The organism is Ruegeria sp. CH5, assembly GCF_056537025.1.
On sequence record NZ_JBQFQT010000006.1, the window covers coordinates 69774 to 93271 of the forward strand.

Below are 23498 nucleotides of genomic sequence, written 5' to 3' on the forward strand. Positions count from 1 at the left end.
GCATGTTTGGATTGATACGCCTTCCCATCCTGCTGCTGATCGCCTTTATTGTGGGCGTGTTCTTTGAACGCAGCAATCAACGCGAAGCCTGTGACGAAATCGGTGTCTGGGAAAGTGGAATATGCGTGACAACGGGATTGCCCAATGACTGATCTGATCTGTGTCGGCAGCATCGCCGGGTCCTTCGGCGTACGCGGCGAGGTCCGCCTGAAAAGCTATTGCGCGGTACCCGAGGATATCGAGACCTACTCCCCTCTGACCGACGAGAGTGGCGCCCAGCGCTATCCGTTGATCATCACCCGCGCGATCAAGAACGGATTTGCCGCGCGTCTGGGCGGGGTCGAGACCAAGGAGCAGGCAGACGCCCTGAAGGGGCTGCGCCTTTTTGCCCGGCGCGAGCAGCTGCCATCGCTGCCGGATGACGAGTTCTATCACGCCGACCTGATCGGGCTTGAGGTCTATGACACCGGCGGCACCCTGCTGGGGCGGGTCAAATCGGTGCAGAACCACGGCGCCGACGACCTGCTCGAACTGCACGGGCCGGGGCTGAAATCGACTGTGTTCCTGCCATTCACCAAAGCGGCCGTACCCACGGTTGACCTTGAGGCCGGGCGTATCGTCGCCGACCCTCCCGAGGGCCTGCTGTGACGCGGCGCATCCTGCTGCATCTGGGCCTTCACAAAACCGGCACGACCGCCGCGCAATCCTTTCTGTTCGAGAACCGGGCGCTGATCTGGCCGCGCCACGCATTGGTTCTGCCCTATGTCACCCGCAAATCCGGGTTATCCGAAGCCGCCACGCGCCATTCGCTGTACGGGACATTCGGTACGCTGTCCGAATTCGGCAATCGCTGGCGCGAACTTCTGGCGACGCTGGATTTCGGGGAAAAGCGCGGCCTGATCCTGAGCGAGGAGAACTTCTCGGGGCTTCGCCCCAGCCGCAATTTGGTTGTGGGATACGCCGAAGCCCCTGATCTGGCCGCCTGCGTGGTCGATACGCTGCGCAACCGGCTTGTCGGGTCGGAACTGGACATCACCGTCTATCTCTCGTTGCGCCAGCGCGGCAGTTGGATCCGCAGCCTCTGGGCCCATGATCTTCAGCGCACGCGGCTTGTGCAGGATTTCGACACCTTCCGCGAGAGGCTCGAAGAGCTCCCTTCACTGCAGCAGACTGTAGACGCCGTTCGTGATCGGCTGCCCTCTGTTCGAGTGCAGACCGAATGGCTGGAAGACCTGTGTGAGCGCAGCTTTGGCCCCGGAACACCTTTTGCCGAGTTCCTAGATCTGCCGCCCGAGAAAGCCGCCCTGCTGGTCAAGCCCACTCGGTCAAACCCGGCATTGCCGCGAGAAGCGCTATCCGAAATGCTCGAGTTGAACCGATCGGGGCTGGACGAGGCGGCGCTGGTCCGACAGAAAGCCCATATCGTCGAACGCGCCCAAAACAGCCTGACCACGAACACATGACGGACAAACCTGCAAAGTCATATGGCCGTAAGGCTATTCGCCCCACGCTGAAACCGCGTGAGCTGCTGACGCCCACGCCGGACCTGCATGGCGTGTGGAAGGCCAAGGTGATCACGCTGTTCCCATCTGCCTTTCCCGGCGTATTGGGCGAAAGCCTGACCGGCAAGTCGCTGCAAGACGGGCTATGGCAACTGGAAACGGTCGATCTGCGGCAGTTCGGTGTCGGCAAGCATCGCAATGTCGACGACACGCCCGCAGGTGGGGGTGCAGGTATGGTGTTGCGGCCGGATGTACTGGGGGCCGCCATTGATCACACTATGGATGGGGTACAGGGCAACTGGCCGCTGATCTACCTCAGCCCGCGCGGACGCCGGATGGATCAGCGCATGATGCAGAACTTGGCCCGGTGCGATGGCATGACCCTGTTGTGTGGCCGCTTTGAAGGCGTTGATGAACGGGTTTTGGAGCATTACGGCATCCAGGAAGTCTCGCTGGGCGATTTCGTCATGACCGGAGGCGAGATTGCCGCGCAGGCGCTGATCGACGCCACCGTGCGACTGCTGCCCGGGGTTCTGGGCAATCAGGCCTCGACCGAGGAAGAGAGCTTTTCGTCCGGCTTGCTGGAACATCCACAATACACTCGGCCAGCCGAGTGGAACGGGCGCGAGATCCCTCCGATCCTGATGTCCGGACATCATGGTCGCATCGCCGAATGGCGTCACCAGATGGCGGAAGAGATTACCCGTGCGCGCCGCCCGGACCTGTGGGATGCCTACCTGAAGGCGCGCGGGGAAGCCGACGACTAGGGTGCACCCGCCTTCCATCGCGCCCAGATATCAGGCGAGCCATTGAAGGCGTTGATGTCCACCCGCCCCTGCACGCCGGGAACCAAACCGGTGCCGGTATACTGCCAGAACCGCCAGACTGCCTTAGGGTAGACATTGCGCGGATGCCCCGCGACCGAGCGCAGCCAGAACTCGGTCTTTGGCAGCCGTCCGATCCCTGTGTCCTCGTAGAAATCGACCGTGGTGTAGACGATCGGCCGGCGACCGTAGTGTCGCTCCAATATGTCGAGGAACCTTTCCGCCTCGGCCCGCACCGTCTTGCCATCGGGGCGCAGGGTGCAGGTTTTGGAATGAGGGGTCCATTCCATGTCCAGCACATGCGGCAGGTCGGCCCCTCGGGGAACGTTGCGAATGAACCAGCGGGCCTGCTCGGCCGCGGGGCGGCAGAAGTAGTAATAGTGATATGCACCCCACGGAACCCCAGCCGCCCGGGCGCCCTGACTGTGATCCTGGAACATCGGATCGGCCACGTCGCCCCCTTCGGTCGCCTTAATGAACACGAAACTGACCCCCGAGGCCTTGGCCTGACGCCAGTCGATCGGTCCCTGCCAGCGCGAGACGTCGAGCCCATGCACGGGATAGTGCTCGGGCCGCCGCCGCTCCCAGTCATGCGGGTCGGCATCCGCAAAGGCGGGGTACAGAACCGAAGGCCCGGAAAGTCCCGCAACCACCGGTTGGTCTACGATTTGGGGCGCCGGCGCACGACGCCCGCAAGACATCAGTGCCAGCGCAAGAACCACGCAGAAAATCGCTTTGCTCATCCTGTTGCTCTGCCTCTAAACCTGCTCTTGAATTATGATCCAGAATGCCCGATCCCCGGCACAAGGCAACGCCGCGGTACAGGTGACGGCGGATTCCCACCAAATCCACCGCGATTTGGCCTGAAAACCGGCGATTTGGGCTTGATATGCACGTCCGACTTCCCTAAACGGGCGCAATCCGGTGCCGCCTCTGGGGCGACTCCGGTGTTTTGGGTTGATCGCAGGAACGCACCTGCCCTTCTTCGGATCAGGGAAGCTGTGGAATAACCCGGACCAAAAGGAACATTCGACCTGACCTCTGGCGGGCTGCAGATCGCGGGACCCGGAGAAGACCAAGAGCTCTCAGATCGTGCCCAACTTCGTGGACCAACCACGAGCAGATAGGAGTAACTGCGATGGACCTGATCGCACAGCTTGAGGCGGAACAGATTGCCGCCCTGGGGAAAGACATCCCCGATTTCAAAGCCGGTGACACCATCCGTGTCGGCTTTAAAGTGACCGAAGGGTCGCGTACCCGTGTGCAGAACTACGAAGGCGTCTGCATTGCGCGCAAAGGTGGCAGCGGCATCGCCGGTTCGTTCACCGTTCGCAAGATTTCGTTTGGCGAAGGCGTTGAGCGTGTGTTCCCGCTGCATTCGACCAACATCGACAGCATCACCGTTGTCCGTCGTGGCCGCGTCCGTCGCGCCAAACTGTACTATCTGCGTACCCGTCGCGGTAAATCCGCCCGTATCGCAGAAGTCACCAACTACAAGCCCAAGGCTGGCGCCGAGGCGTAAGGAGCGGAAAGATGAAAAAAGACATCCATCCCGACTACCACATGATCGACGTCAAACTGACCGACGGCACCGTGATCCAGATGAAATCGACCTGGGGCGCCGAAGGCGATCAGCTGGCCCTGGAAATCGACCCCTCCTCGCACCCCGCGTGGACCGGTGGCTCGTCGCGCCTGATGGACGCCGGCGGTCGCGTGTCGAAGTTCAAAAAGAAATACGAAGGCCTGGGTTTCTGAACCAGCGCCTTTGCGGAATTTCCAAGGCCGTCCCAGAGGGGGCGGCCTTTTTTCGTTGGCCGCTTCTATTGCGCGTCCGGCACGTCTAGGTCAAAGACGACGATCCCGTCGGCACCATTCTGACACAGATCACATAGCTGACCGCCCAACCGGCGGTGTGTCGGGTGTTCGGCGTAAGCCTTCACGGCGGGTCGATCCGCAAAGCGGATCACGAACCCATCGCGATAGTCCTGCGTCTTTCCTTCGAAATCGAGATTTGGGCCGCGTTCAAAGGCCAAGGCCCCGTCCAGATCAGCGCATAGCCCGGCCAAGCCGGTCAGAACGGCGCGGCGCGCGTCCTGCGGTGCATCTGATCGGAAAGTGAAGAACACGCAGTGCAATATCATGATGTCGGTTCCTGGTTGGGCAAAGTCAGATCCAGTAGGCTAAGGCGAGCGGCAGCACCAGGATCGTCGTCAGGGTTGAGACCATGATGTACCCGGCCACTTCCGGGCCATATTCCGGAACATGCTGGTCGATGAACAGGTATGTCGCAACCGAAGACGGCATCAGGCAGCACAGGATCAACGCTCCGCGTTCGACCCCGGTAAAGCCAAACAGCCAGACAAGCGTGGTGGCGATCCCGGTTGCCAGAACGAGATGCAGACATGTCAGAACGACTGCCCGGCCAAGGCTGCCTGTCCGAAGCGTGGCCAGCGTGTGACCCAGTGTCAGCAACATCAGCGGGATCGACAGCCCGCCCAGAATGTCAAAGGATTTGGCGATCGGTTGCGGCAGGGCAAAACCCGTAGCCATCAGCGTCAGCGCGATGACAACCGCATAGATGATTGGAGACGTTGCAAGCTTGCGGGCCGAGAACTCTCCGGCCGGAATCCACATGCCGACCGTGAAAATGCTCACCAACACCACGACGACAAAAGCCATCGTATAGGCCATGCCCGCATCGCCCATTGCCAGCAGAGTGATCGGCAATCCGATATTGCCCACATTGCCATGCATCAGCGGGGTCAGAAACGCCCGCACCGGCCAGCGCAACAGCCGCAATGCCAAAAACCCGAGCACGCCGAACGCCGCAATGGCGAGGGCAGCGGCCGCCATCATGTCCAGAAACGTGGCAATCTGGATCTTGGTGGCGGACAGATGAGAGATGATCAATGTCGGATATCCCACCTTCGAGACAATCCCGCCGATCACCTTGTTGTCGAACGGTGCGCGCGCGACCGCCAGCCCGTACCCCACACCGGCACAGATCAGCACCGGCAGAACGATGTTCAATACGTTCAGGAATACGTGCTCCAAGCCGCGTCCTTGCGTCCAAGTCAGTTTGCAGACTGTGGCGGCGCACGCCCCGTTTGGCAACATCCAAGCGTCAAGCAGCGGGTATCGCGAAAAAATCCGACTTAGACACTGATATTGTCCCGCAGACCCTACAGGACCGCTTTTCTTCGCGGATCACACAACATATAGTGGGTTCAAACAACGTGTAGGCAAACACGGCGCGACTTGGGAATACAAGTATGGCACATATCATCGTTGTGGGGAACGAAAAGGGCGGCGCAGGCAAGTCGACGGTTTCCATGCATGTTGCAACCGCGCTTGCGCGTTTGGGCAACAAGGTCAGCACCCTGGATCTGGACCTGCGGCAGCGCAGCCTGGGCCGCTATTTCGAGAACCGCCGCAATTTCCTTTCCACGGAAAAGCTGGAGCTGCCCAGCCCGCGTCACCATGACCTGCCCGAGATCGACGCAAGCAAGCTCAAACCCGGCGAGAACATCTATGACCACCGTCTGTCCGCCGCCGTGGCCGAGTTGGAGAGCGACAGCGATTTCATCCTGATCGACTGCCCCGGCTCGCACACAAGGCTGAGCCAGGTGGCTCATTCGCTGGCCGACACGCTGATCACGCCGCTGAACGACAGTTTCATCGATTTCGACCTGCTGGCCCGGATCGACTCGAAGGGCGAAAAGATCCTCGGTCCCTCGGTCTATTCCGAGATGGTCTGGAACGCGCGGCAATTGCGGGCGCAGGCCGGGCTGAAACCGATCGATTGGGTGGTGGTGCGCAACCGCGTGGGCACCCAGCGCATGGTCAACAAGGAAAAGATGCAGCGCGCCATCGAGATGCTGTCGCAGCGCATCGGCTTCCGTGTTGCCTCGGGCTTTTCCGAACGTGTGATCTTTCGCGAGCTGTTCCCGCGTGGGCTGACGCTGCTGGACCTCAAGGATATCGGGGTGAAACAGCTCAACATTTCGAACATCGCTGCCCGGCAGGAGTTGCGCGACATGATGCGCGAACTGAACCTGCCTGGGGTCGAGATCGACTTCTAAGCCGTCGGCGCGTAGATCGTGAACAGCTCTTTGGGTTCGGGCACGCCGCGCAGCATATAGCGCCCGACCGAGATCAGGTCCTGTTCGCAGGGCTGAGCAGCACGGGCCACGTCATCCGAGATCAAGATACGCCGGTCCAGCGACCGGTGCATGCCTGCGATGCGCGCGGCCTGGTTCACCGCCGGGCCGATCACGGTGAAATCCAGCCGGCTTTCAGCACCGATATTGCCATAGAGGATCTCGCCCGAATGCAGAGCAAGGGTGAAATTGGCGACCGGCAGGCCGGCGGCGGCCCGTTCCGCGTTGAGCTCGGCCATACGCGTCTGCAGAACACCAACGGCGGCCAGCGCGGCGCGGGCGTCCTCGTCGATCTCGCCCACGTCGAACATGGCCATCAGACCGTCGCCCATGAATTTCAGGATATTGCCGCCACAACCCTGAACGACCTCGACCGCCACGGCCAGATAGTCGTTCAGCATGGCGATGATGTCTGACCCGGGAAGGCGTTCGGCCAGGCCGGTAAAGCCCTCGAGGTCGAAGTTCCAGATCACGGCGTCGATCTGCTGCAACGATCCGCGCCGGATTTCCCCCGACAACACGCGCCGACCCGCATCCCGTCCAAGATAAACGCGCAGCAGATCCTGCGCCATTTTCCGGTTCGAGGCCGATTTCAAGGCCAGCCCCAGATGCGGCAGAGCATATCGGATCAGATCCAGGTGAATGTCGTCGAACCCCTCGGCATGGTCCGTCGTCCACGACATCAGCACCCCCTCGGGCATCTGGTCCAGGGCGATCCGGTTTTCGGGCTCGACCTTCTGCAGAACCAGACCGGATGCAAAGTAGTCGGTGGCACCTTTCTGGTGCAACTCGTTCAAAAACGGAAATCGGCTGGGTTCGTTCTGGTCTTTCAACCTTTCACGCAGTTCCTTCGCGCCGGACTGCAGCATCGCGTAAAGCGGGCTGGAAACCCACTGATCAGGCAATTCCTCGCGGTGCTCGTAATTCTCCACGCTGCCCCCTTCGTCCCGGTACCAGTTGAAGCCGGTGCCGCCGTAAGTGGGGTGATAGGCGCTCTGAGCAGCGTGAAACCGCATCAGGGGAACGCCCGCATCCACAAGCCGCAGGCAATAGCCTTCGAGTATTTCCGACTGTTCGGCCCCTTCCAGCCCTCGGTCCAGCAACCATCCAATCAGGTCATCGGCGCGGGATTTGGGGTCGGTGGATGGCATCTTGGGGCTCCGTCTGGTCTGCACCCCACTTGGGGGCTGCGAGGCCAGCTTACCAGAGGTCAGTCCATCCCGGCCAGCCGCCGCAGCATCATCCGCAACAGCGCCGCCTCGCCCGTCGTGAACATGCCCGCCAGCCGGGCGTCATAGTCGCGGGCGATGTCGCGCAATTCGCGGTACACCGTCAGACCGGCGGGGGTCAGGGTCAGCCGCTCCATCCGGCGGTCGTTTTCATCGCGGGTGCGCCGCAGGTATCGGCGCTGTTCCAGCTTGTGCACCGCGCGGCTGATCTTGGTCTTGTGCATCTTGGCACGTTCCCCGATCTGCTTGGCGGTCATCTCTCCGTAATTGCCAAGGTGGAACAACACGCGCCATTCGGTGCGCAGCATCCCATAGCGGTTCTTGTAAACCTTCTGGAAATCCAACGAGCTTTCCTCGGCCGCCTGGTTGAGCAGGAAGGGCAGGAAATTTCGCAGGTCGAAGTCATCTTTTTCGGCGGAATCTGGCTGTGTCATGGTTGTTAGTTACAAAATCAACTATTATCCGACAAGCAGCAAACGGAGGAACCCCGATGAATCGTCCGACTGACCCGCACGCTCTGACCCAAGCCAGCACGCCCGTTGGCACCCATGCAGGCTATATGCCCGGCTTTGGCAATGACTTTGAAACCGAGGCGCTGCCCGGCGCGCTGCCGCAGGGCATGAACAGCCCGCAGAAATGCAACTATGGCCTATATGGCGAACAGCTTAGCGGCACCGCCTTCACCGCCAACCCGCCCGAGCGCACCTGGTGCTATCGCATCCGGCCGTCGGTCAAGCATTCGCACCGCTATGAAAAGATCGACTTGCCCTATTGGAAAAGCGCCCCGAATGTCGATCCGGACGTGATCAGCCTGGGCCAGTACCGCTGGGACGCGGTGCCCCATTCCGACCAGCCGCTGACCTGGCTGACCGGCATGCGCACCATGACCACCGCCGGCGACGTGAACACCCAGGTCGGCATGGCCAGCCACATCTATCTGGTCACCGAATCGATGGTGGACGACTATTTCTTCTCGGCCGATTCCGAGCTGCTGGTGGTGCCACAGGAAGGCCGCCTGCGCTTTGCGACCGAGCTGGGCATCATCGACCTGGAACCCAAGGAAATCGCCATCATCCCGCGCGGGCTGGTCTACCGCGTCGAGGTGCTGGAAGGCCCCTGCCGCGGTTTCGTCTGCGAGAATTACGGCCAGAAATTCGAGCTGCCGGGCCGCGGCCCGATCGGCGCGAACTGCATGGCCAACCCGCGCGACTTCAAGGCGCCCGTGGCGGCCTTCGAAGATCGCGAGGTGCCCTCGACCGTGACGATCAAGTGGTGCGGCCAGTTCCACACCACCAAGATCGGCCACAGCCCGCTGGACGTGGTGGCCTGGCACGGCAACTACGCGCCCTACAAATACGACCTGCGCACCTACTGCCCAGTCGGGGCGATCCTGTTCGACCACCCGGATCCGTCGATCTTCACCGTGCTGACCGCGCCTTCGGGCGTGCCGGGCACGGCCAATATCGATTTCGTGCTGTTCCGCGAACGCTGGATGGTGATGGAGGACACGTTCCGCCCGCCGTGGTACCACAAGAACATCATGTCCGAGCTGATGGGCAATATCTACGGCCAGTATGACGCCAAGCCGCAGGGCTTCGTGCCGGGCGGCATGAGCCTGCACAACATGATGATCCCGCATGGCCCCGACAAAGAAGCCTTTGAAAAGGCGTCCAACGCCAATCTGGGGCCGGACAAGCTGGACAACACCATGTCCTTCATGTTCGAGACCCGCTTTCCGCAGCACCTGACCGCCTTTGCCGCGAACGAGGCGCCGCTGCAGGATGACTACGTCGATTGCTGGACGGATCTGGAAAAGAAATTCGACGGCACGCCCGGCAAGAAATGACACCGGTGGCCCCACGGCCACCGCACCGCACAAGGAAACGCAATGCCTTTGATGAAATCCTGGGTGGCCTCGGCCAATGACGCGAACCACCCGTTTCCGCTGAACAACCTGCCCTATGGCGTCTTTTCGACCGCAGGGTCCGAACCGCGCTGCGGCGTGGCCATCGGGGACATGATCCTCGACGTGTCCGCCGCCGAGGCCGAAGGGCTGATCACGCAGGGCGACGAGCCGCTGTTCGACCTGCCCTTCTGGAACCCGTTGATGGAACAGGGACCGGCCGTCTGGGCCGCGCTGCGCGAGCGACTGACTGCCCTGCTGGCCAAAGGATCAAAAGAACAGGACAAGGTCGAACCGCTGCTGGTTCCGCAGGCCGAGGCCCAACTGCACATGCCCTTCGCCGTCAGCGAATACACCGATTTCTACGCGGGCAAGCACCACGCCACCAATGTGGGCACCATGTTCCGCGGCCCGGAAAACGCGCTGCCACCCAACTGGCTGCACATCCCCATCGGCTACAACGGACGGGCCTCGTCGGTGGTGGTTTCGGGCACCGATATCCGCCGCCCGTGGGGGCAGTTGAAATCGCCCGACCATGACCGACCCGCCTTCCTGCCCAGCCGCCGCTTCGACATCGAGCTGGAGATGGGGGCCATCGTCGGCACCCCGTCCGACGGCCCGATCACCGTGCAGGAGGCAGACGACCACATCTTTGGCTATGTCCTGCTGAACGACTGGTCGGCGCGCGACATCCAGGCCTGGGAATATCAGCCGCTGGGCCCGTTCCAGGCCAAGGCCACCGCCACCTCGATTTCGCCCTGGATCGTGACCAAGGCCGCGCTGGACCTGTTCCGCTGCGACACGCCCCCGCGTGAGGTCGAGTTGCTGGACCACCTCAAGGACTGCGGCCCGATGCTCTATGACATCGAGCTCGAGGTGACGATGGCGCCCGAGGGCAAACCGGCGTCCACCATCGCCCGCACCAACTACAAGGAAATGTATTATTCCTCGGCGCAGCAACTGGCGCATCACACCACCTCGGGCTGCCCGATGAACGTGGGCGACCTGCTGGGTTCGGGCACGATTTCGGGTCCGACGAAAGCCAGCCGCGGCTCGCTGCTGGAACTCAGCTGGGGCGGCAAGGAACCGATCACGCTGGACACCGGCGAAACCCGCAGCTTCATCGAAGACGGCGACACGCTGACCCTGAAGGGCGCGGCCCGGGGCGACGGCTACACGATCGGGTTCGGCGACTGCACCGGCACGGTGCTGCCTGCCCTCGAAGACCCATACGCACGATAAGGAGCGCCAAATGGCCAAGGCATTCGCGTCCCAGGGGGACATGACCGAAAAGAAGATCTCGTTCACCGAGGTGGGCGAAGGGCTTTATGCCTTCACTGCCGAAGGCGACCCGAACTCGGGCGTGATCATCGGCGATGACAGCGTGATGGTGGTCGAGGCCCAGGCCACGCCGCGCCTGGCGCAGAAGGTGATCGACTGCATCCGGTCCGTTACCGACAAGCCGATCACCCATGTGGCGCTGACCCATTACCACGCGGTCCGCGTGCTGGGCGCCAGCGCCTTCGGCGCGCAGCAGATCGTCATGTCGGACATGGCCCGCGCCATGGTCGTCGAACGCGGGAAAGAGGACTGGGACAGCGAGTTCCAGCGCTTCCCGCGCCTGTTCGAAGGGCATGAGAGCATCCCCGGCCTGACCTGGCCCACCACCACCTTCAACGACACGATGACGATCTATCTGGGCAACCGCCGGGTCGATCTGATGCATCTGGGCCGGGCGCATACGGCCGGTGACATCGTCATCCACGTGCCCGACCAGAACGTGATGTTCACCGGCGACATCGTCGAATATCACTCGGCCTGCTATTGCGGCGACGGGCATTTCAGCGACTGGGGCGATACGCTGGATCAGATCCAGTGGTTCGACGTCGACGCCATCGCCCCGGGGCGCGGCGATGCGCTTGTCGGCAAGGAAATGGTGAACGCCGCCATCGAGAACACCCGCGATTTCGTCGAAAGCACCTATCGCCCGGCGGCCAAGGTGGCGGCACGCGGCGGCAGCCTGAAAGAGGCCTGGGACGCGGTGCGTGCGGAGTGCGATCCGAAATTCTCGGACTACGCCATCTATGAACACTGCCTGCCCTTCAACGTGGCCCGCGCCTATGACGAGGCGCGCGGCATCGACACCCCGCGCATCTGGACCGCCCAGCGCGACCTGGAGATGTGGGAGGCCCTGCAGGGCTGAGAAATAGCCCGGCAACTTGATCCAGATCGTGTTGCCGGCCTGAAAACGATGCAACCATGGAGGAGAGCCATCGGCGCCCCGCGCCGGTGGGCAGGGAATGTGCGCCCGGCGCACAGAACTTGGGGAGAGAGCCCATGAACAAGATTTTTGAACAGCCGCTCTATGCCTATGCCCGCAGCCCCGATCAGGATGCCCCCGCCCCGGTGCGGCATCAGGTGATCGTGATCGGTGCGGGCCCGGTCGGGCTGGCCGCCGCCATCGACCTGGCCCAGCAAGGCGTCGAAGTGGTGGTGCTGGACGACAACGACAAGGTCAGTTTCGGCAGCCGCGCCATCTGTTTCGCCCAGCGCACGCTGGAAATCGCCGACCGGCTGGGATGTGCCCGGCCTATGGTGGACAAGGGCGTGCTGTGGAACACCGGCAAGGTGTTTTTTGACGACCGTAAGGTCTATGAATTCAACCTTCAGCCCGATGAGGGCTATGCCCATCCGGCCTTCATCAACCTTCAGCAATACTACTTTGAGCAGTTCATAGTCGAACGGGTCCGCGCGTTGCAGGCCCAGGGCGCGCCGATCGAGATCCGTGGCCGCAACAAAGTCGAGGCGATCGGTACCCATGACGACCACGTCAAGCTCGAGGTTGAAACGCCCGAGGGGTCGTACACGGTCGAGGCTGACTGGTTGATCGCCTGCGACGGGGCCAATTCGCCCACCCGTCGGATGCTGGGGCTGGATTTCGTGGGCCGGGTGTTCGAGGACAACTTCCTGATCGCCGACGTGATCATGGAGGCCGATTTCCCGTCCGAGCGCTGGTTCTGGTTCGACCCGCCCTTCAACCGCGGACAGTCTGCCCTGCTGCACAAACAGCCCGACAATGTCTGGCGCATCGACCTGCAACTGGGCTGGGACATCGACAAGGAACGGGAAAAGCGCCCCGAAAACGTGATCCCGCGCCTCAAGGCGATGCTGGGCGCGGATGTCCAGTTCGAGCTGGAATGGGTCAGCATCTATACCTTCCAGTGCCGCCGGATGGAGAAGTTCCGCCACGGCCGCGTCCTGTTTGCCGGCGACAGCGCCCATCAGGTCAGCCCCTTCGGCGCGCGCGGGGCCAATTCGGGCCTGCAGGACACCGACAACCTGTGCTGGAAGCTGAAGATGGTCCTTGACGGCACCGCGCCCGACAGCCTGCTGGACAGCTATGATGTCGAGCGCATCCACGGCGCAGACGAGAACATCCTGAACTCGACCCGCTCGACCGATTTCATCACGCCAAAATCGGAAATGTCGCGCATCCTGCGCGACGCGGTTCTGGACCTAAGCGAACACTATGAGTTCGCCCGCCCGCTGGTGAATTCCGGACGGCTGAGCGTGCCCTGCACCTATGACGGCTCGCCGCTGAATTCGGCGGATGCGCTGGATGGCCCGGCCGAAACGCGCCCCGGTTCGCCCTGCCCCGATGCGCCGCTGGGGGATGAATTCCTGTTGCCCAAGCTGGCAGGCAAGTTCACCCTGCTGACCATCGACGCCGAAGCCCCGGAAACGATCGAGGAAGAGGGCGTGACGGTCGAGCGACTGGCGCTGTCGGTCAAGGATGACCGCACGCTGGCGCTGAAGCGGCGGTATCTGGGCGACGCGGAAGGTGCGGTCTATCTGATCCGGCCCGACCAGCATGTGGCGGCGCGGCGCGACAGCTATGAAGACAACGCGTTCCGGCATGCGATCCGCCGGGCCATCGGCAAGGAGTAGGCACAATGGATGAACTGATCCTCACCCCGAATATCGACGGCGCGGATGATTTCTATGCCGATCTGCTGGCCGCGCACGACGGTCTGGACAAGGCCGAAAGCGACGCGCTGAATGCTCGGCTGGTGCTGGTGCTGGCCAACCACATCGGCGACCGGACCATCCTTAAACAGGCGATCGACGCGGCCAAAGCCCGATGAGCGACGTCGTCCTGTATGACTATTGGCGATCCTCGGCCAGCTACCGGGTGCGCATCGCGCTGAACCTGGCCGGGATAGGCTATCGCGCGCAAACCGTCGATCTGGTCAAGGGCGAGCAGACCGCGCCCGCGCATCTGGCGCGCAACCCGCAGGGCTTTGTGCCCGTGCTCGAGATCGACGGCGTGCAATTGACCCAGTCGCTGGCCATTCTGGACTACCTCGACCGGACGCGGGGTCTGAACCTGCTGCCGGAAGAGCCGGTTGCGCGGGCCAGGGCGCAGGCGCTGGCCCATGCCATCGCGGTGGATCTGCACCCGGTCTGCAACCTGAAGGTCGCCCGCCACGCCACGCAGTTGAGCGGCGGAAAGGGCGACATGCCCGGCGACTGGATGCGCCATTTCATCCGCCCCGGTCTGCTGGCCTTCGAGGCAATGCTGGAAGGGTTCGAGCAAGCCCCGTATTGCACGGGATCGGCGCCCGGTTTGGCCGATCTGTGCCTGATCCCGCAGATGTACAACGCCCGGCGCTGGCAGGTCGATCTGTCGGACATGCCGCGCATTCTGGCGGTCGAGGCGGCCTGCGCCGACCACCCTGCCTTTGCAGCGGCCCACCCGGACGCCCACGCGCCGGGCTGAGCCGCGCACAGGGTCTGTGTGCCGATGCGGCTGTGCACCGGCGCCGATCGGGCCTAGCCTTGTGCCGGAAATCACCGCACGAGGCCCCCGATGCCACAGATCACCGGCTATCACGCCCATGTCTATTTCGACGCCGAAACGCAGGAGACCGCCCGCCGTGTCTGCGAAGAGGCTGCACGCCTGTTCCCCGTCGAGATGGGCCACATGCACAGCCGCAATGTCGGCCCCCACCCGCGCTGGAGTTGCCAGTTGAGTTTTGCCGCAGATGCCTTCGACAAGGTGATTCCATGGCTGATGCTCAACCGGCAGGGGCTGACCGTGTTCACCCATCCTGAAACCGGCCAGCACCTGCCCGACCACCGCGACCGGGCGATCTGGATGGGCGAGATGCTGGACCTGGACCTGTCGATCTTTGACCGGCTGGGCGCCTAGCCCAGCGCCCGCGCCTGTTCCCTGAGCTTGAATTTCTGGATCTTGCCCGTCGATGTTTTGGGCAGCGGGCCGAACACCACCGTCTTGGGTGCCTTGAAATGGGCCATGTGGTCGCGGCAGAACGCAATCAGATCGGCCTCGGTCGCCTCGGCGCCCGGCTTCAGCTCGACAAAGGCGCAAGGCGTCTCACCCCATTTCTCGTCCGGTTTGGCGACCACGGCGGCCTCCATCACCGCCGGGTGCTTGTAGAGGATATCCTCGACCTCGACCGACGAGATGTTCTCGCCCCCCGAGATGATGATGTCCTTTGATCGGTCCTTCAGCGCGACATAGCCGTCGGGATGCATCACCCCCAGATCGCCCGAGGCGAACCAGCCGCCGCGGAAGGCTTTCTGCGTGGCCTCGGGGTTCTTGAGATACCCTTTCATCACGATGTTGCCCTGCATGAAGATCTCGCCCATGGTCTCGCCATCGGCCGGCACCGGTTCGAGCGTTTCGGGATCAGCCACCATCAGCCCCGACAGGGCAACGTATTTCACCCCTTGCCGCACCTTGAGCGCGGCGCGTTCCTCGGCGGGCTTGTCGCTCCATTCGTCTTTCCAGGCACACACGACCGACGGCCCGTAGGTTTCGGTCAGGCCATAGACATGAGTGACCTCGATCCCCATCCCCTCCATCGCGGCGATCACGGCGGCAGGCGGCGGGGCGCCTGCAGTCATCACCTTGATTTCATGGTCGAAATCCTTGAGGTGATCGGGTGCGTTGACCAGCATGTTCAGCACGATCGGGGCGCCACAGAAATGGGTAACCTTCTCGTCGCGGAACGCGCGGTAGATCGGCTCGTCCCGCACTGCACGCAGGCACACTGACGTGCCCGCATTCGCGGCCATGGTCCAGGGGAAACACCAGCCGTTGCAGTGGAACATCGGCAGCGTCCACAGATAGACCGAATGCTGCGGCATGCCCCAGGTCAGGATGTTCGAGGTGGCGTTCAGCGCCGCGCCACGGTGGTGATAGACGACACCCTTGGGGTTGCCCGTGGTGCCCGAGGTATAGTTCAGCGTGATCGCGTCCCATTCATCGGCAGGCAGAGACCAAGAAAATTCCGGGTCGCCCTCGGCCAGCAGGTCGTCATAGGTCAGCGCGCCCAGCTTCTCGCCACCGTCGAAACTCGGGTCCTCGATGTCGATCACTAGAATGTCGTGATCCACCTGCTCCAGCGCCTGATTCACCACGCCCGAGAATTCGGGATCGACCAGCAGCACCTTGGATTCGGCGTGGTTCAGGATGAAGGCGATGATCGGGGCATCGAGCCTTGTGTTGATGGTGTTCAGCACCGCGCCTGCCATGGGCACGCCGAAATGCGCCTCGTACATTTCGGGGATGTTGGCGGCAATGATCGACACCGTATCGCCCGTGCCCACCCCACGTGCAGCCAGCGCGCTGGCCAACCGGCGGCAGCGCGCATAGGTCTGCGCCCAGCTATGGCGCCGGTCGCCATAGACCACGGCCGGATAGTCAGGGTAAACGGCTGCCGTCCGCTCGATATAACTAAGCGGGGACAGGGCCGTGAAATTGGCCGGGCCTTTGTCCAGATCGCGCTGATAAATGCTGTGGGTCGCCATCCGCCTCTCCTCCCCAATTCGTCGGATTTTTCGTATTGAGCACAAAGGTTGCCGCAAAACAAACCCGTAAAAATACGCGAGGCGAATATACTGGAGCTACGCGATCGGGTAATCTGGCCCTACTGCGTACCGGGCTTTCGGGCTGATCTGCGGTATCTGGTTCATCCGCGCCTGCCGGGCATCGTGATTCCCGCGCGTCGCGTCTTACTGAAAGGACATGTCATGGACGGCACGTTCAACGAAAACGATCTTTCCCGCGTGGTCGAGGCCGACCGCGCCCATATCTGGCACCATCTGATCCAGCACAAGCCGTTTGAGACGAACGATCCGCGCATCATCGTCGAAGGCAAGGGCATGCGCGTCTGGGATCAGAAAGGCAAGGAACACCTGGATGCCGTCTCGGGCGGCGTCTGGACGGTGAACGTGGGCTATGGCCGCGAATCCATCTGCAAGGCCGTCTACGACCAGCTTATGAAGCTGTGCTACTTTGCAAACTCGGCGGGCTCGATCCCCGGGGCGCTGTTTGCCGAAAAGCTGATCGAGAAGATGCCGGGCATGAGCCGGGTCTACTACACCAACTCGGGGAGCGAGGCGAACGAGAAGGCGTTCAAGATGGTCCGCCAGATCGCCCACAAGAAGTACGGCGGCAAGAAGACCAAGATCCTGTATCGCGACCGCGACTATCATGGCTCGACTCTGGCGGCGATGTCGGCGGGCGGTCAGGATGAGCGCAACGCGCAATACGGCCCCTTTGCGCCGGATTTCGTGCGCGTGCCGCACTGCATGGAATACCGCAAGCACGAACTGGACGGCGCGCCCGACGAGAACTTTGGCGAGTGGGCCGCAGATCAGATCGAACAGGTCATCCTGCGCGAAGGCCCCGACACTGTGGGCGCGCTGTGCCTTGAGCCAGTGACCGCCGGCGGCGGCGTGATCGAAGCGCCCGAGGGCTATTGGCAGCGCGTGCAGGAGATCTGCAAGAAGTACGACATCCTGCTGCATATCGACGAGGTCGTCTGCGGCGTGGGCCGCACCGGCACCTGGTTCGGGTACCAGCAATATGGCGTGAAACCCGATTTCGTGACCATGGCCAAAGGCGTGGCTTCGGGCTATGCCGCGATTGCCTGCATGGTGACCACCGAGGAAGTCTTTGACATGTTCAAAGACGATGCCGCGGACCCGATGAACTATTTCCGCGACATCTCGACCTTTGGCGGCTGCACCGCCGGGCCGGCGGCGGCGATCGAGAACATGCGCATCATCGAAGACGAGAACCTGCTGGGCAATTGCGCAGCGATGGGGGATCGCATGATGGGCAACCTGCAGGCACTGATGGACAAGCACAAGGTCATCGGCGACGTGCGCGGCAAGGGCCTGTTCCTGGGTGCCGAACTGGTCGCGGATCGGGCGTCCAAAGAACCGGTGGATGAAAAGCTGGCCCAAGCGGTCGTGGCCGATTGCATGGCGCAAGGGGTAATCATCGGTGTCACCAACCGCTCGGTCCCCGGCCGCAACAACACGCTATGCTTCTCTCCGGCTTTGATCGCCACGGCGGACGACATCGACCAAATCACCGATGCGGTTGATGGCGCACTGGGGCGTGTGTTCGGGTAAACCCAGCGCGGGATAAAAGACCAAGTGAAGCCGGCGTTCTTCGCGCCGGTTTCTTTTTTTAGCTCCATTTGCTCAGGCAATAGCCTTTGTTTGAGTCAATCAGCGCATCCAGACCAAAGTCTAGGATTTGCGCCCGCTGATGACAAAATGAGTTAGCGAAAAGAAAAACCGGCCCCTCGCGGCCAAGGATCTCTGCTCATCCGCCCATACCTTGGCTTCCTGATCCGGAACGAGCTTGTTGGACTCGGCAAACCTTTTCATCAGGGTGATCATCATATTGGCCAGCCCATCTGGCCGGAGTTCGTTATCGCAAATCGTGATCGGCGTGATGCTTTCCACAGTGAAACCCGCGTCTCTCAATATCGGTGGCAGTCGTGCGGGCACGTCTCTCCCGACAAAGTGCTCGTCCCAGGCTTTTATCATCTGATCCATTCTTGCCGGATCATCACTGTACCAAACCAGACTGTCGAAATGGATGTCGCCCACGACAAGCAGACCAGCCGTCCTGAGACAGCGATGGGCCTCCGCCACCGCGGCGGCAATGTCGTCTAAATACTCGTAAACCTGAACCGACACCGCCTTGTCGAGTGACGCATCCTCGACCGGAAGTTGGCCTGCCTCACCCTCCATGATCTGGACCCAGTCATATTCGTGGCAGCGGTTTTTGGCGGAACTCCGCATCGCCTCACTTGGGTCGATGCCCAAAACACGCCCGGTCGGACCAACCGCCCGCGCGAGCTCTGCTGTCAAAAGACCGTTGCCGCATCCAACGTCCGCAATGGTATCACCCGGGGCTGGTCGCAACGCGTCAAAAGACCCTCGCCGCCGCCGGGTGACATCGGCACCTTGATACACGCTATCGAGTAGACGCGTTGTTGCTGCATCAAATTCAAGCATGGCACTCGCAAAACCAATGTTGGTCAATTCAGCACGTGCAAGCCTAGCGGTTTTTGGTCTGACTGTCTGCCTGCGCAAAAAAGCCGCCCCTTTTGGGGCGGTATTTCTTTCACTGTTTTGCGAATGAGGAGGTCAAAGGGGCAAGTACCCTAGAAACGACCCCACCCAACGGTTCCAGTTCGTGCAACCTGCGTTTTTGTGCGTCAGTTCGCCCTTTTGATTTCGACTTCATCAAATTCGAAACGGCCGGTTCCAAAGGCTGCCAGGCCTATCCCTGCACGAGCGCCCTGACCGGGGTTCGTGGGCGTTCGCTTTGAAAACAGCGTTTGAACAACCTTGGTTCCGTTGGCAAAGAAAACCACATGCGCGCCTCGGACCTGGAAGGTCAGCTTGTTCGGGGCGCCGACACGTATCGCGTCATGTCTGTCCGCATGTACCAGCCTCAATTGGCGGCCGTCCTTTTGCAGTACGTGATAGCGCCCTTTGTCGTCCACAGTGAACGCCACATATTTCCCGGACTTTCCGCTGCCAACCAGAATGCCCACACCGCTTTTGCCGCTGAACTCTCCGTCCACTACGGCAGAGATTACCATGTCCTGCGTGCTCTCCAACGAATCCGAGCCGGGAAACTTCACCCACGCCACGTCGTTGAACTGAAGGCTGCGCGCATCCTGTCTGTTCTCCATGACGAATTTTCCATCGGCCACATAAACGGCCCAGGGCGGCTTGGCCGATTGAAAGTCGATCTGCCCACCCAGCATGAGCGTCGTGTCGTCGCCATCAAAGGTTTCAACCAAAACGTCAGGAAGGTCAGGTTCGGTGATCGTGTCCTGTGATCTTGCCACTGTCGGGTGGCAGATCGCAACCGCAGTCAAGACAAGAAGGGCTTGGGTAAGTCTTTGGCAAATAGGCATTTCAGTATTCCGCATTCAATTCATCAGTGAAACTTAACAGATGATTACATCAAATGCGTGTAGTGACCATAACGGAATCCCATACTTGGTTTTCACGAAATCCAATCTGGTCGATCCAAAGAAAAAAGCCGCCCCGAACGGGACGGCCTTTCTTTCACTGTCTCTCGAAAGAGGATCAGGCAGCCAGAGCGGCCTGTGCCTTGGCGACGATCGCGCCGAACGCTTCCGGTTCGTGCACGGCCAGGTCGGCCAGAACTTTGCGGTCCACTTCGACGCCGGCCAGGTTCAGGCCGTTGATGAAGCGGGAATAGGTCAGAGCTTCGTCATGCGAACGGACAGCAGCGTTGATGCGCTGGATCCACAGGGCGCGGAAGTTGCGCTTGCGGTTCTTTCGGTCGCGGGTTGCGTACTGGTTGGCCTTGTCGACGGCCTGACGGGCAACCTTGAAGGTGTTCTTGCGGCGGCCATAGTAACCTTTGGCAGCCTTGATGACCTTCTTGTGACGGGCGTGAGTTACGGTTCCACCTTTAACGCGGGACATATCGGTATCTCCTCTTAGCGGTCGTAGGGCATGTAGCCCTTGACGATCTTGGCGTCGGGGGCGGACAGGGTCGTGGTGCCACGGGCGTCGCGGATGAACTTTTTGGTCCGCTTGATCATGCCATGCCGCTTGCCGGCCTGAGCCGACATGACCTTACCGGTCGCGGTCACCTTGAAGCGCTTCTTGGCGCTCGATTTGGTCTTCATCTTGGGCATTTCCGTCTCCTTTCAGGGTTCGGTACGAAACGCGACTCGGCATGCCACATCGGCCGGTCGCGCGATCAGATGCGCCGTTTACGCAAGTTCGGTCATGCTGGCAAGGGGTTTTTGACCCGTTCGGGTGCTTTTTGCACCGGGGTCGGGAACCGGGGCAGCGGTGCCGCCCCGGTTGGTGTCATCAGTCGGCGAACTTGCGGATTTCGCCGCTTTTCAGTCGCGCGCTGTACGAGGCCAACTCCTGGCGCACCACTTTCATCAGGAAGTAGAGCGCAAAGACGTTGACCACGGCCATGGCAAAGATCGCCGCGTCCGAGAAGTCGATGACCGGACCCAGGTTGGCCGCAGCCCCGATCACCACGAAGACGCAGAAGATCAGCTTGAACGCCAGCTCCTTGGTGTGGCCCTCGCCGAACAGATAGGTCCAGGCCTTGAGGCCATAGTAGGACCAGCTGATCATGGTCGAGAAGGCGAACAGGATCACCGCGATGGCCAGGATGTAGGGGAACCAGCTGAAGGCGCTGCCGAAGGCGGCCGAAGTCAGGCTGACGCCCGAGTTGCCATCCACGGTTGCGATCGCCGTGCCCGCTTCGTTCAGCACGTACAGGCCGGTTGCCGGGTCGATCACCAACTGCTGGGTGATGATGATCACCAGCGCGGTCATGGTGCAGATCACCACGGTGTCGATGAACGGCTCAAGCAGCGAAACAAAGCCCTCGGTGATCGGTTCCTTGGTGCGGACGGCCGAGTGTGCAATGGCCGCCGAGCCAACGCCTGCCTCGTTCGAGAAGGCGGCGCGCTTGAATCCCTGGATCAGAGCACCGACCATGCCGCCGGCGACACCCAGACCGGTGAAGGCACCAGCGAAGATCTGACCGAAGGCCCAGCCGATCATGTCGGCGTTCATGATGATGATGACCAGAGCAGTGGCGACATACAGGATGCCCATGAACGGCACGACCTTCTCGGTCACGCGGGCGATCGACTTCAGGCCGCCCACGATGACCATGAACACCACGGCCGCGAAGACCAGGCCGGTGATCCAACCGGGATAGTCACCGACAATACCCGCGATCTGCTGGTGCGCCTGGTTGGCCTGGAACATGTTGCCCCCGCCCAGCGCGCCAAGGATACAGAAGATCGAGAACAGGACCGCCAGGATCTTGCCGCCGGGCAGACCCAGCTCGGCAAAGCCCTTGGACATGTAGTACATCGGGCCGCCCGAAACGGTGCCGTCTTCGTACTCGTTGCGGTACTTCACACCCAGCGTACATTCGGTGAATTTCGACGCCATGCCCAGAAGGCCGGCGAGGATCATCCAGAAGGTCGCACCGGGTCCGCCGATGCCGACCGCCACCGCGACGCCCGCGATGTTGCCCAGGCCGACGGTACCGGACAGGGCCGTTGCCAGCGCCTGGAAGTGACTGACCTCGCCCGCATCGTTGGGGTCGGAATAGTCACCTTTGACCAGGCTGATCGCATGGCTGAAGAACCGCATCTGCACAAAGGCGAAATACAGCGTGAACACCGTCGCGGCCACGACCAGCCACATCACGATCCAGGGAAAGCTCGTCCCCGGAAAAGGTGCGAAGATGAAGCTGACGAAGGGGCCCGTCAGATTCGCGAAGGCCTGGTTGATCTTTTCATCCAGACCGGGGGCCTCCTGCGCAAATGCGGGGTTGGCCAGCAGGGCCGCGGCCGCACCGGACAGGCCCAGGGTTTTGATCGATTTCATGTCTGCTCCTCCCGTCAGTTCACGACTGTGACCGGAACGTCGGCGTGCATGACCAGATTCTGGGTCGAACTGCCGAAGATTCGCTTTTTGATGCCGTCAGCCGAGGATCGTCCCACGACGATCTGCGATCCGCCGTTTTCGACCGTGATCGCGTTCAGCGTTTCGGCCACATCGCCATGGCGGACAATACCGCGGGCGCTGAAGCCTGCGGCCTTCAGGGCCTCGACGGCGGGTTCCACCACGCGGCTGGTGGCAAGCGCGATCTCCTCTTCGCGCCGCTTGTGCCGCAGGGCGTTTTCCTCGGGAGTTTGGAAAGTATAGGGCGACCATTCGATGACATAGGCAACCAGCAGTTCACACGATCCAATCCGACTTGCCAGATCCTTGGCAAAGCCGACCGCGCGATCTCCGGTCTCTGTCCCGTCCAGTCCTATGACAATTTTCGTTGTCATCTCGTTCCTCCGTTTTTGTTGATTTGGCCGGGGCCCGTGCCCCCGGCAGGGCAGCCGGAACCTGGAACTCGTTTTACAAGACTGCCCTTCGGTCAAGTATCAGGAAAAATCACTAGGAAAAGGAGATTTTTTCGGTCTATTTTCAGGAAAATATGCCGCCAGACCTCAAAAACGCAGGGAAATTGCCTGATGGACAGGGATTTGGATAAGATCGATCAACGGATATTGGCCGAGCTCGAGGCCAATGGACGCCTGCCAATAGTCGAACTGGCGGCCCGAGTAAACCTGACCAACACGCCGTGTTCCGAGCGGGTAAAACGGCTGGAAAAGAGCGGGTACATCACCGGCTACAGCGCGGTGATCGACAAAGAGAGGCTGGGGCTGGGGCACTTGACGGTGGTGCAGGTTTCGCTGACGGCCACAGCCGAACACTCGCTGGACCGTTTCAACGAAGCCGTGCGACGAGTACCTGAAATCGAAACCTGCCTGATGGTCGCCGGATCATTCGACTACATGCTGACCGTACGGACACGCGACATCGCGCATTTCCGAACGGTGTTGGGCGACAAGATCAACAAGCTTCCGGGGATACACCAGACAAGCTCGTTCACGGTGATGGAGACCGTAAAAGAGCCTGTCGGCGCCAAAGCAAGACCCGGCGGACCGGGTGGCTGA

The 23498-nt window shown here is 61.5% G+C and carries 28 protein-coding genes; 16 read left to right on the forward strand and 12 right to left on the reverse strand.

The window, feature by feature from the left end; translation table 11 throughout:
- Nucleotides 1-2 precede the first annotated feature (2 nt).
- From ACR0JC_RS17265 to trmD, 4 genes are read left to right on the forward strand one after another with little or no spacing between them, the layout of a single operon-like run.
- A complete protein-coding gene (locus tag ACR0JC_RS17265; protein WP_170343381.1) occupies nt 3-152 on the forward strand; it encodes a hypothetical protein in 150 nt (49 codons plus the stop codon).
- Entirely contained in the window at nt 145-648 is a 504-nt protein-coding gene (gene rimM, locus ACR0JC_RS17270) for a ribosome maturation factor RimM (protein ID WP_170343380.1), read from the forward strand. The genes ACR0JC_RS17265 and rimM overlap by 8 nt, the downstream gene beginning before the upstream one ends.
- Nucleotides 645-1463, forward strand: coding sequence for a hypothetical protein (locus ACR0JC_RS17275; RefSeq protein ID WP_170343379.1), 819 nt, complete (start codon nt 645-647; stop codon nt 1461-1463). Before rimM ends, ACR0JC_RS17275 begins: the two co-directional genes overlap by 4 nt.
- The gene (gene trmD / locus ACR0JC_RS17280) at nt 1460-2269 is read left to right on the forward strand and encodes a tRNA (guanosine(37)-N1)-methyltransferase TrmD (RefSeq protein ID WP_170343378.1); all 810 of its coding nucleotides are present in this window, start codon (nt 1460-1462) and stop codon (nt 2267-2269) included. The genes ACR0JC_RS17275 and trmD overlap by 4 nt, the downstream gene beginning before the upstream one ends.
- On the opposite strand, the gene ACR0JC_RS17285 is transcribed toward trmD, so the two are convergent.
- Nucleotides 2266-3069 carry a glycoside hydrolase family 25 protein gene (locus ACR0JC_RS17285; RefSeq protein WP_170343377.1) on the reverse strand — a complete coding sequence of 268 codons (804 nt, stop codon included), beginning with the start codon at nt 3067-3069 and terminating at the stop codon, nt 2266-2268. The two genes, trmD and ACR0JC_RS17285, sit on opposite strands and share 4 nt — an antisense overlap.
- A gap of 395 nt (nt 3070-3464) precedes the next feature.
- Here ACR0JC_RS17285 and rplS point away from each other — a divergent pair, with 395 nt between their 5' ends.
- Nucleotides 3465-3848 carry a 50S ribosomal protein L19 gene (gene rplS, locus ACR0JC_RS17290; protein ID WP_039541573.1) on the forward strand — a complete coding sequence of 128 codons (384 nt, stop codon included), beginning with the start codon at nt 3465-3467 and terminating at the stop codon, nt 3846-3848.
- Between the two features lie 11 nt (nt 3849-3859).
- Nucleotides 3860-4081 carry a 50S ribosomal protein L31 gene (gene rpmE / locus ACR0JC_RS17295; RefSeq protein WP_093965180.1) on the forward strand — a complete coding sequence of 74 codons (222 nt, stop codon included), beginning with the start codon at nt 3860-3862 and terminating at the stop codon, nt 4079-4081.
- 65 nt (nt 4082-4146) lie between these two features.
- Here the strand turns inward: rpmE and ACR0JC_RS17300 are convergent, their stop codons facing one another.
- Both ACR0JC_RS17300 and ACR0JC_RS17305 read right to left on the reverse strand, forming a co-directional pair.
- On the reverse strand, nt 4147-4467 hold the full coding sequence (locus tag ACR0JC_RS17300) for a Dabb family protein (RefSeq protein ID WP_170343376.1): 321 nt from the start codon (nt 4465-4467) through the stop codon (nt 4147-4149).
- Nucleotides 4468-4492: 25 nt separating this feature from the next.
- Nucleotides 4493-5380: an AEC family transporter gene (locus tag ACR0JC_RS17305; RefSeq protein ID WP_170343375.1), complete on the reverse strand. Its 888-nt coding sequence runs from the start codon at nt 5378-5380 to the stop codon at nt 4493-4495.
- Nucleotides 5381-5598: 218 nt separating this feature from the next.
- On the opposite strand from ACR0JC_RS17305, the gene ACR0JC_RS17310 reads away from it, so the two are divergent.
- Nucleotides 5599-6408, forward strand: coding sequence for a division plane positioning ATPase MipZ (locus ACR0JC_RS17310; protein WP_093965175.1), 810 nt, complete (start codon nt 5599-5601; stop codon nt 6406-6408).
- Here the strand turns inward: ACR0JC_RS17310 and ACR0JC_RS17315 are convergent.
- Together ACR0JC_RS17315 and ACR0JC_RS17320 are read right to left on the reverse strand one after the other, a co-directional pair.
- The gene (locus tag ACR0JC_RS17315) at nt 6405-7637 is read right to left on the reverse strand and encodes an adenylate/guanylate cyclase domain-containing protein (RefSeq protein ID WP_170343374.1); all 1233 of its coding nucleotides are present in this window, start codon (nt 7635-7637) and stop codon (nt 6405-6407) included. The two genes, ACR0JC_RS17310 and ACR0JC_RS17315, sit on opposite strands and share 4 nt — an antisense overlap.
- Before the next feature lie 59 nt (nt 7638-7696).
- Complete coding sequence (locus ACR0JC_RS17320; RefSeq protein WP_093965172.1) at nt 7697-8149, reverse strand: MarR family winged helix-turn-helix transcriptional regulator; 453 nt, start codon at nt 8147-8149, stop codon at nt 7697-7699.
- A gap of 56 nt (nt 8150-8205) precedes the next feature.
- Between ACR0JC_RS17320 and hmgA the strand changes: the two genes are divergently transcribed.
- The 7 genes from hmgA to ACR0JC_RS17355 all read left to right on the forward strand — a co-directional run bounded on the left by hmgA (nt 8206) and on the right by ACR0JC_RS17355 (nt 14830).
- Complete coding sequence (gene hmgA / locus ACR0JC_RS17325; protein WP_170343373.1) at nt 8206-9561, forward strand: homogentisate 1,2-dioxygenase; 1356 nt, start codon at nt 8206-8208, stop codon at nt 9559-9561.
- 42 nt (nt 9562-9603) lie between these two features.
- The gene (gene fahA, locus ACR0JC_RS17330) at nt 9604-10860 is read left to right on the forward strand and encodes a fumarylacetoacetase (RefSeq protein ID WP_170343372.1); all 1257 of its coding nucleotides are present in this window, start codon (nt 9604-9606) and stop codon (nt 10858-10860) included.
- 10 nt (nt 10861-10870) lie between these two features.
- Nucleotides 10871-11821 (forward strand): MBL fold metallo-hydrolase, encoded by a 951-nt coding sequence (locus tag ACR0JC_RS17335; protein WP_170343371.1) that lies wholly within the window; start codon nt 10871-10873, stop codon nt 11819-11821.
- A gap of 134 nt (nt 11822-11955) precedes the next feature.
- Entirely contained in the window at nt 11956-13566 is a 1611-nt protein-coding gene (locus ACR0JC_RS17340) for an FAD-dependent oxidoreductase (protein WP_170343370.1), read from the forward strand.
- Between the two features lie 5 nt (nt 13567-13571).
- Nucleotides 13572-13763 carry a DUF2783 domain-containing protein gene (locus ACR0JC_RS17345; RefSeq protein ID WP_149776332.1) on the forward strand — a complete coding sequence of 64 codons (192 nt, stop codon included), beginning with the start codon at nt 13572-13574 and terminating at the stop codon, nt 13761-13763.
- Nucleotides 13760-14398, forward strand: a complete 639-nt coding sequence (maiA, locus tag ACR0JC_RS17350; RefSeq protein WP_170343369.1) for a maleylacetoacetate isomerase — start codon at nt 13760-13762, stop codon at nt 14396-14398. The genes ACR0JC_RS17345 and maiA overlap by 4 nt, the downstream gene beginning before the upstream one ends.
- 90 nt (nt 14399-14488) lie before the next feature.
- Nucleotides 14489-14830, forward strand: a complete 342-nt coding sequence (locus tag ACR0JC_RS17355) for a DOPA 4,5-dioxygenase family protein (protein ID WP_170343368.1) — start codon at nt 14489-14491, stop codon at nt 14828-14830.
- Here ACR0JC_RS17355 and ACR0JC_RS17360 read toward each other — a convergent pair.
- Complete coding sequence (locus ACR0JC_RS17360) at nt 14827-16455, reverse strand: acyl-CoA synthetase (RefSeq protein WP_170343367.1); 1629 nt, start codon at nt 16453-16455, stop codon at nt 14827-14829. The two genes, ACR0JC_RS17355 and ACR0JC_RS17360, sit on opposite strands and share 4 nt — an antisense overlap.
- Before the next feature lie 222 nt (nt 16456-16677).
- Between ACR0JC_RS17360 and ACR0JC_RS17365 the strand changes: the two genes are divergently transcribed.
- On the forward strand, nt 16678-18069 hold the full coding sequence (locus ACR0JC_RS17365; protein ID WP_170343366.1) for an aminotransferase family protein: 1392 nt from the start codon (nt 16678-16680) through the stop codon (nt 18067-18069).
- 120 nt (nt 18070-18189) lie between these two features.
- Here the strand turns inward: ACR0JC_RS17365 and ACR0JC_RS17370 are convergent, their stop codons facing one another.
- The 6 genes from ACR0JC_RS17370 to ACR0JC_RS17395 form a co-directional block, all read right to left on the reverse strand.
- Nucleotides 18190-18966: a methyltransferase domain-containing protein gene (locus tag ACR0JC_RS17370; RefSeq protein ID WP_170343365.1), complete on the reverse strand. Its 777-nt coding sequence runs from the start codon at nt 18964-18966 to the stop codon at nt 18190-18192.
- Between the two features lie 203 nt (nt 18967-19169).
- Nucleotides 19170-19811 carry a LamG domain-containing protein gene (locus ACR0JC_RS17375; RefSeq protein ID WP_480763998.1) on the reverse strand — a complete coding sequence of 214 codons (642 nt, stop codon included), beginning with the start codon at nt 19809-19811 and terminating at the stop codon, nt 19170-19172.
- Between the two features lie 244 nt (nt 19812-20055).
- Nucleotides 20056-20421 carry a 50S ribosomal protein L20 gene (rplT, locus tag ACR0JC_RS17380; RefSeq protein WP_170343363.1) on the reverse strand — a complete coding sequence of 122 codons (366 nt, stop codon included), beginning with the start codon at nt 20419-20421 and terminating at the stop codon, nt 20056-20058.
- Between the two features lie 14 nt (nt 20422-20435).
- Entirely contained in the window at nt 20436-20636 is a 201-nt protein-coding gene (gene rpmI / locus ACR0JC_RS17385) for a 50S ribosomal protein L35 (protein WP_039523697.1), read from the reverse strand.
- Between the two features lie 181 nt (nt 20637-20817).
- The gene (locus ACR0JC_RS17390; protein ID WP_170343362.1) at nt 20818-22371 is read right to left on the reverse strand and encodes an alanine/glycine:cation symporter family protein; all 1554 of its coding nucleotides are present in this window, start codon (nt 22369-22371) and stop codon (nt 20818-20820) included.
- A gap of 14 nt (nt 22372-22385) precedes the next feature.
- Entirely contained in the window at nt 22386-22823 is a 438-nt protein-coding gene (locus tag ACR0JC_RS17395) for a universal stress protein (RefSeq protein WP_093965150.1), read from the reverse strand.
- Nucleotides 22824-23012: 189 nt separating this feature from the next.
- Here ACR0JC_RS17395 and ACR0JC_RS17400 point away from each other — a divergent pair, with 189 nt between their 5' ends.
- A complete protein-coding gene (locus ACR0JC_RS17400) occupies nt 23013-23498 on the forward strand; it encodes an Lrp/AsnC family transcriptional regulator (RefSeq protein ID WP_093965149.1) in 486 nt (161 codons plus the stop codon).

Coding starts and splice junctions, on each gene's coding strand:
- ACR0JC_RS17395 (WP_093965150.1), bottom strand. CDS start 22,823: ATGACAACGAAAATTGTCATAGGACTGGACGGGACAGAGACCGGAGAT.
- ACR0JC_RS17340 (WP_170343370.1), top strand. CDS start 11,956: ATGAACAAGATTTTTGAACAGCCGCTCTATGCCTATGCCCGCAGCCCC.
- ACR0JC_RS17335 (WP_170343371.1), top strand. CDS start 10,871: ATGGCCAAGGCATTCGCGTCCCAGGGGGACATGACCGAAAAGAAGATC.
- ACR0JC_RS17285 (WP_170343377.1), bottom strand. CDS start 3,069: ATGAGCAAAGCGATTTTCTGCGTGGTTCTTGCGCTGGCACTGATGTCT.
- maiA (WP_170343369.1), top strand. CDS start 13,760: ATGAGCGACGTCGTCCTGTATGACTATTGGCGATCCTCGGCCAGCTAC.
- rimM (WP_170343380.1), top strand. CDS start 145: ATGACTGATCTGATCTGTGTCGGCAGCATCGCCGGGTCCTTCGGCGTA.
- ACR0JC_RS17320 (WP_093965172.1), bottom strand. CDS start 8,149: ATGACACAGCCAGATTCCGCCGAAAAAGATGACTTCGACCTGCGAAAT.
- ACR0JC_RS17400 (WP_093965149.1), top strand. CDS start 23,013: ATGGACAGGGATTTGGATAAGATCGATCAACGGATATTGGCCGAGCTC.
- rplT (WP_170343363.1), bottom strand. CDS start 20,421: ATGTCCCGCGTTAAAGGTGGAACCGTAACTCACGCCCGTCACAAGAAG.
- hmgA (WP_170343373.1), top strand. CDS start 8,206: ATGAATCGTCCGACTGACCCGCACGCTCTGACCCAAGCCAGCACGCCC.
- ACR0JC_RS17355 (WP_170343368.1), top strand. CDS start 14,489: ATGCCACAGATCACCGGCTATCACGCCCATGTCTATTTCGACGCCGAA.
- ACR0JC_RS17370 (WP_170343365.1), bottom strand. CDS start 18,966: ATGCTTGAATTTGATGCAGCAACAACGCGTCTACTCGATAGCGTGTAT.
- ACR0JC_RS17365 (WP_170343366.1), top strand. CDS start 16,678: ATGGACGGCACGTTCAACGAAAACGATCTTTCCCGCGTGGTCGAGGCC.
- trmD (WP_170343378.1), top strand. CDS start 1,460: ATGACGGACAAACCTGCAAAGTCATATGGCCGTAAGGCTATTCGCCCC.
- rpmE (WP_093965180.1), top strand. CDS start 3,860: ATGAAAAAAGACATCCATCCCGACTACCACATGATCGACGTCAAACTG.
- ACR0JC_RS17300 (WP_170343376.1), bottom strand. CDS start 4,467: ATGATATTGCACTGCGTGTTCTTCACTTTCCGATCAGATGCACCGCAG.
- ACR0JC_RS17345 (WP_149776332.1), top strand. CDS start 13,572: ATGGATGAACTGATCCTCACCCCGAATATCGACGGCGCGGATGATTTC.
- ACR0JC_RS17265 (WP_170343381.1), top strand. CDS start 3: ATGTTTGGATTGATACGCCTTCCCATCCTGCTGCTGATCGCCTTTATT.
- fahA (WP_170343372.1), top strand. CDS start 9,604: ATGCCTTTGATGAAATCCTGGGTGGCCTCGGCCAATGACGCGAACCAC.
- ACR0JC_RS17310 (WP_093965175.1), top strand. CDS start 5,599: ATGGCACATATCATCGTTGTGGGGAACGAAAAGGGCGGCGCAGGCAAG.
- ACR0JC_RS17390 (WP_170343362.1), bottom strand. CDS start 22,371: ATGAAATCGATCAAAACCCTGGGCCTGTCCGGTGCGGCCGCGGCCCTG.
- rpmI (WP_039523697.1), bottom strand. CDS start 20,636: ATGCCCAAGATGAAGACCAAATCGAGCGCCAAGAAGCGCTTCAAGGTG.
- rplS (WP_039541573.1), top strand. CDS start 3,465: ATGGACCTGATCGCACAGCTTGAGGCGGAACAGATTGCCGCCCTGGGG.
- ACR0JC_RS17360 (WP_170343367.1), bottom strand. CDS start 16,455: ATGGCGACCCACAGCATTTATCAGCGCGATCTGGACAAAGGCCCGGCC.
- ACR0JC_RS17315 (WP_170343374.1), bottom strand. CDS start 7,637: ATGCCATCCACCGACCCCAAATCCCGCGCCGATGACCTGATTGGATGG.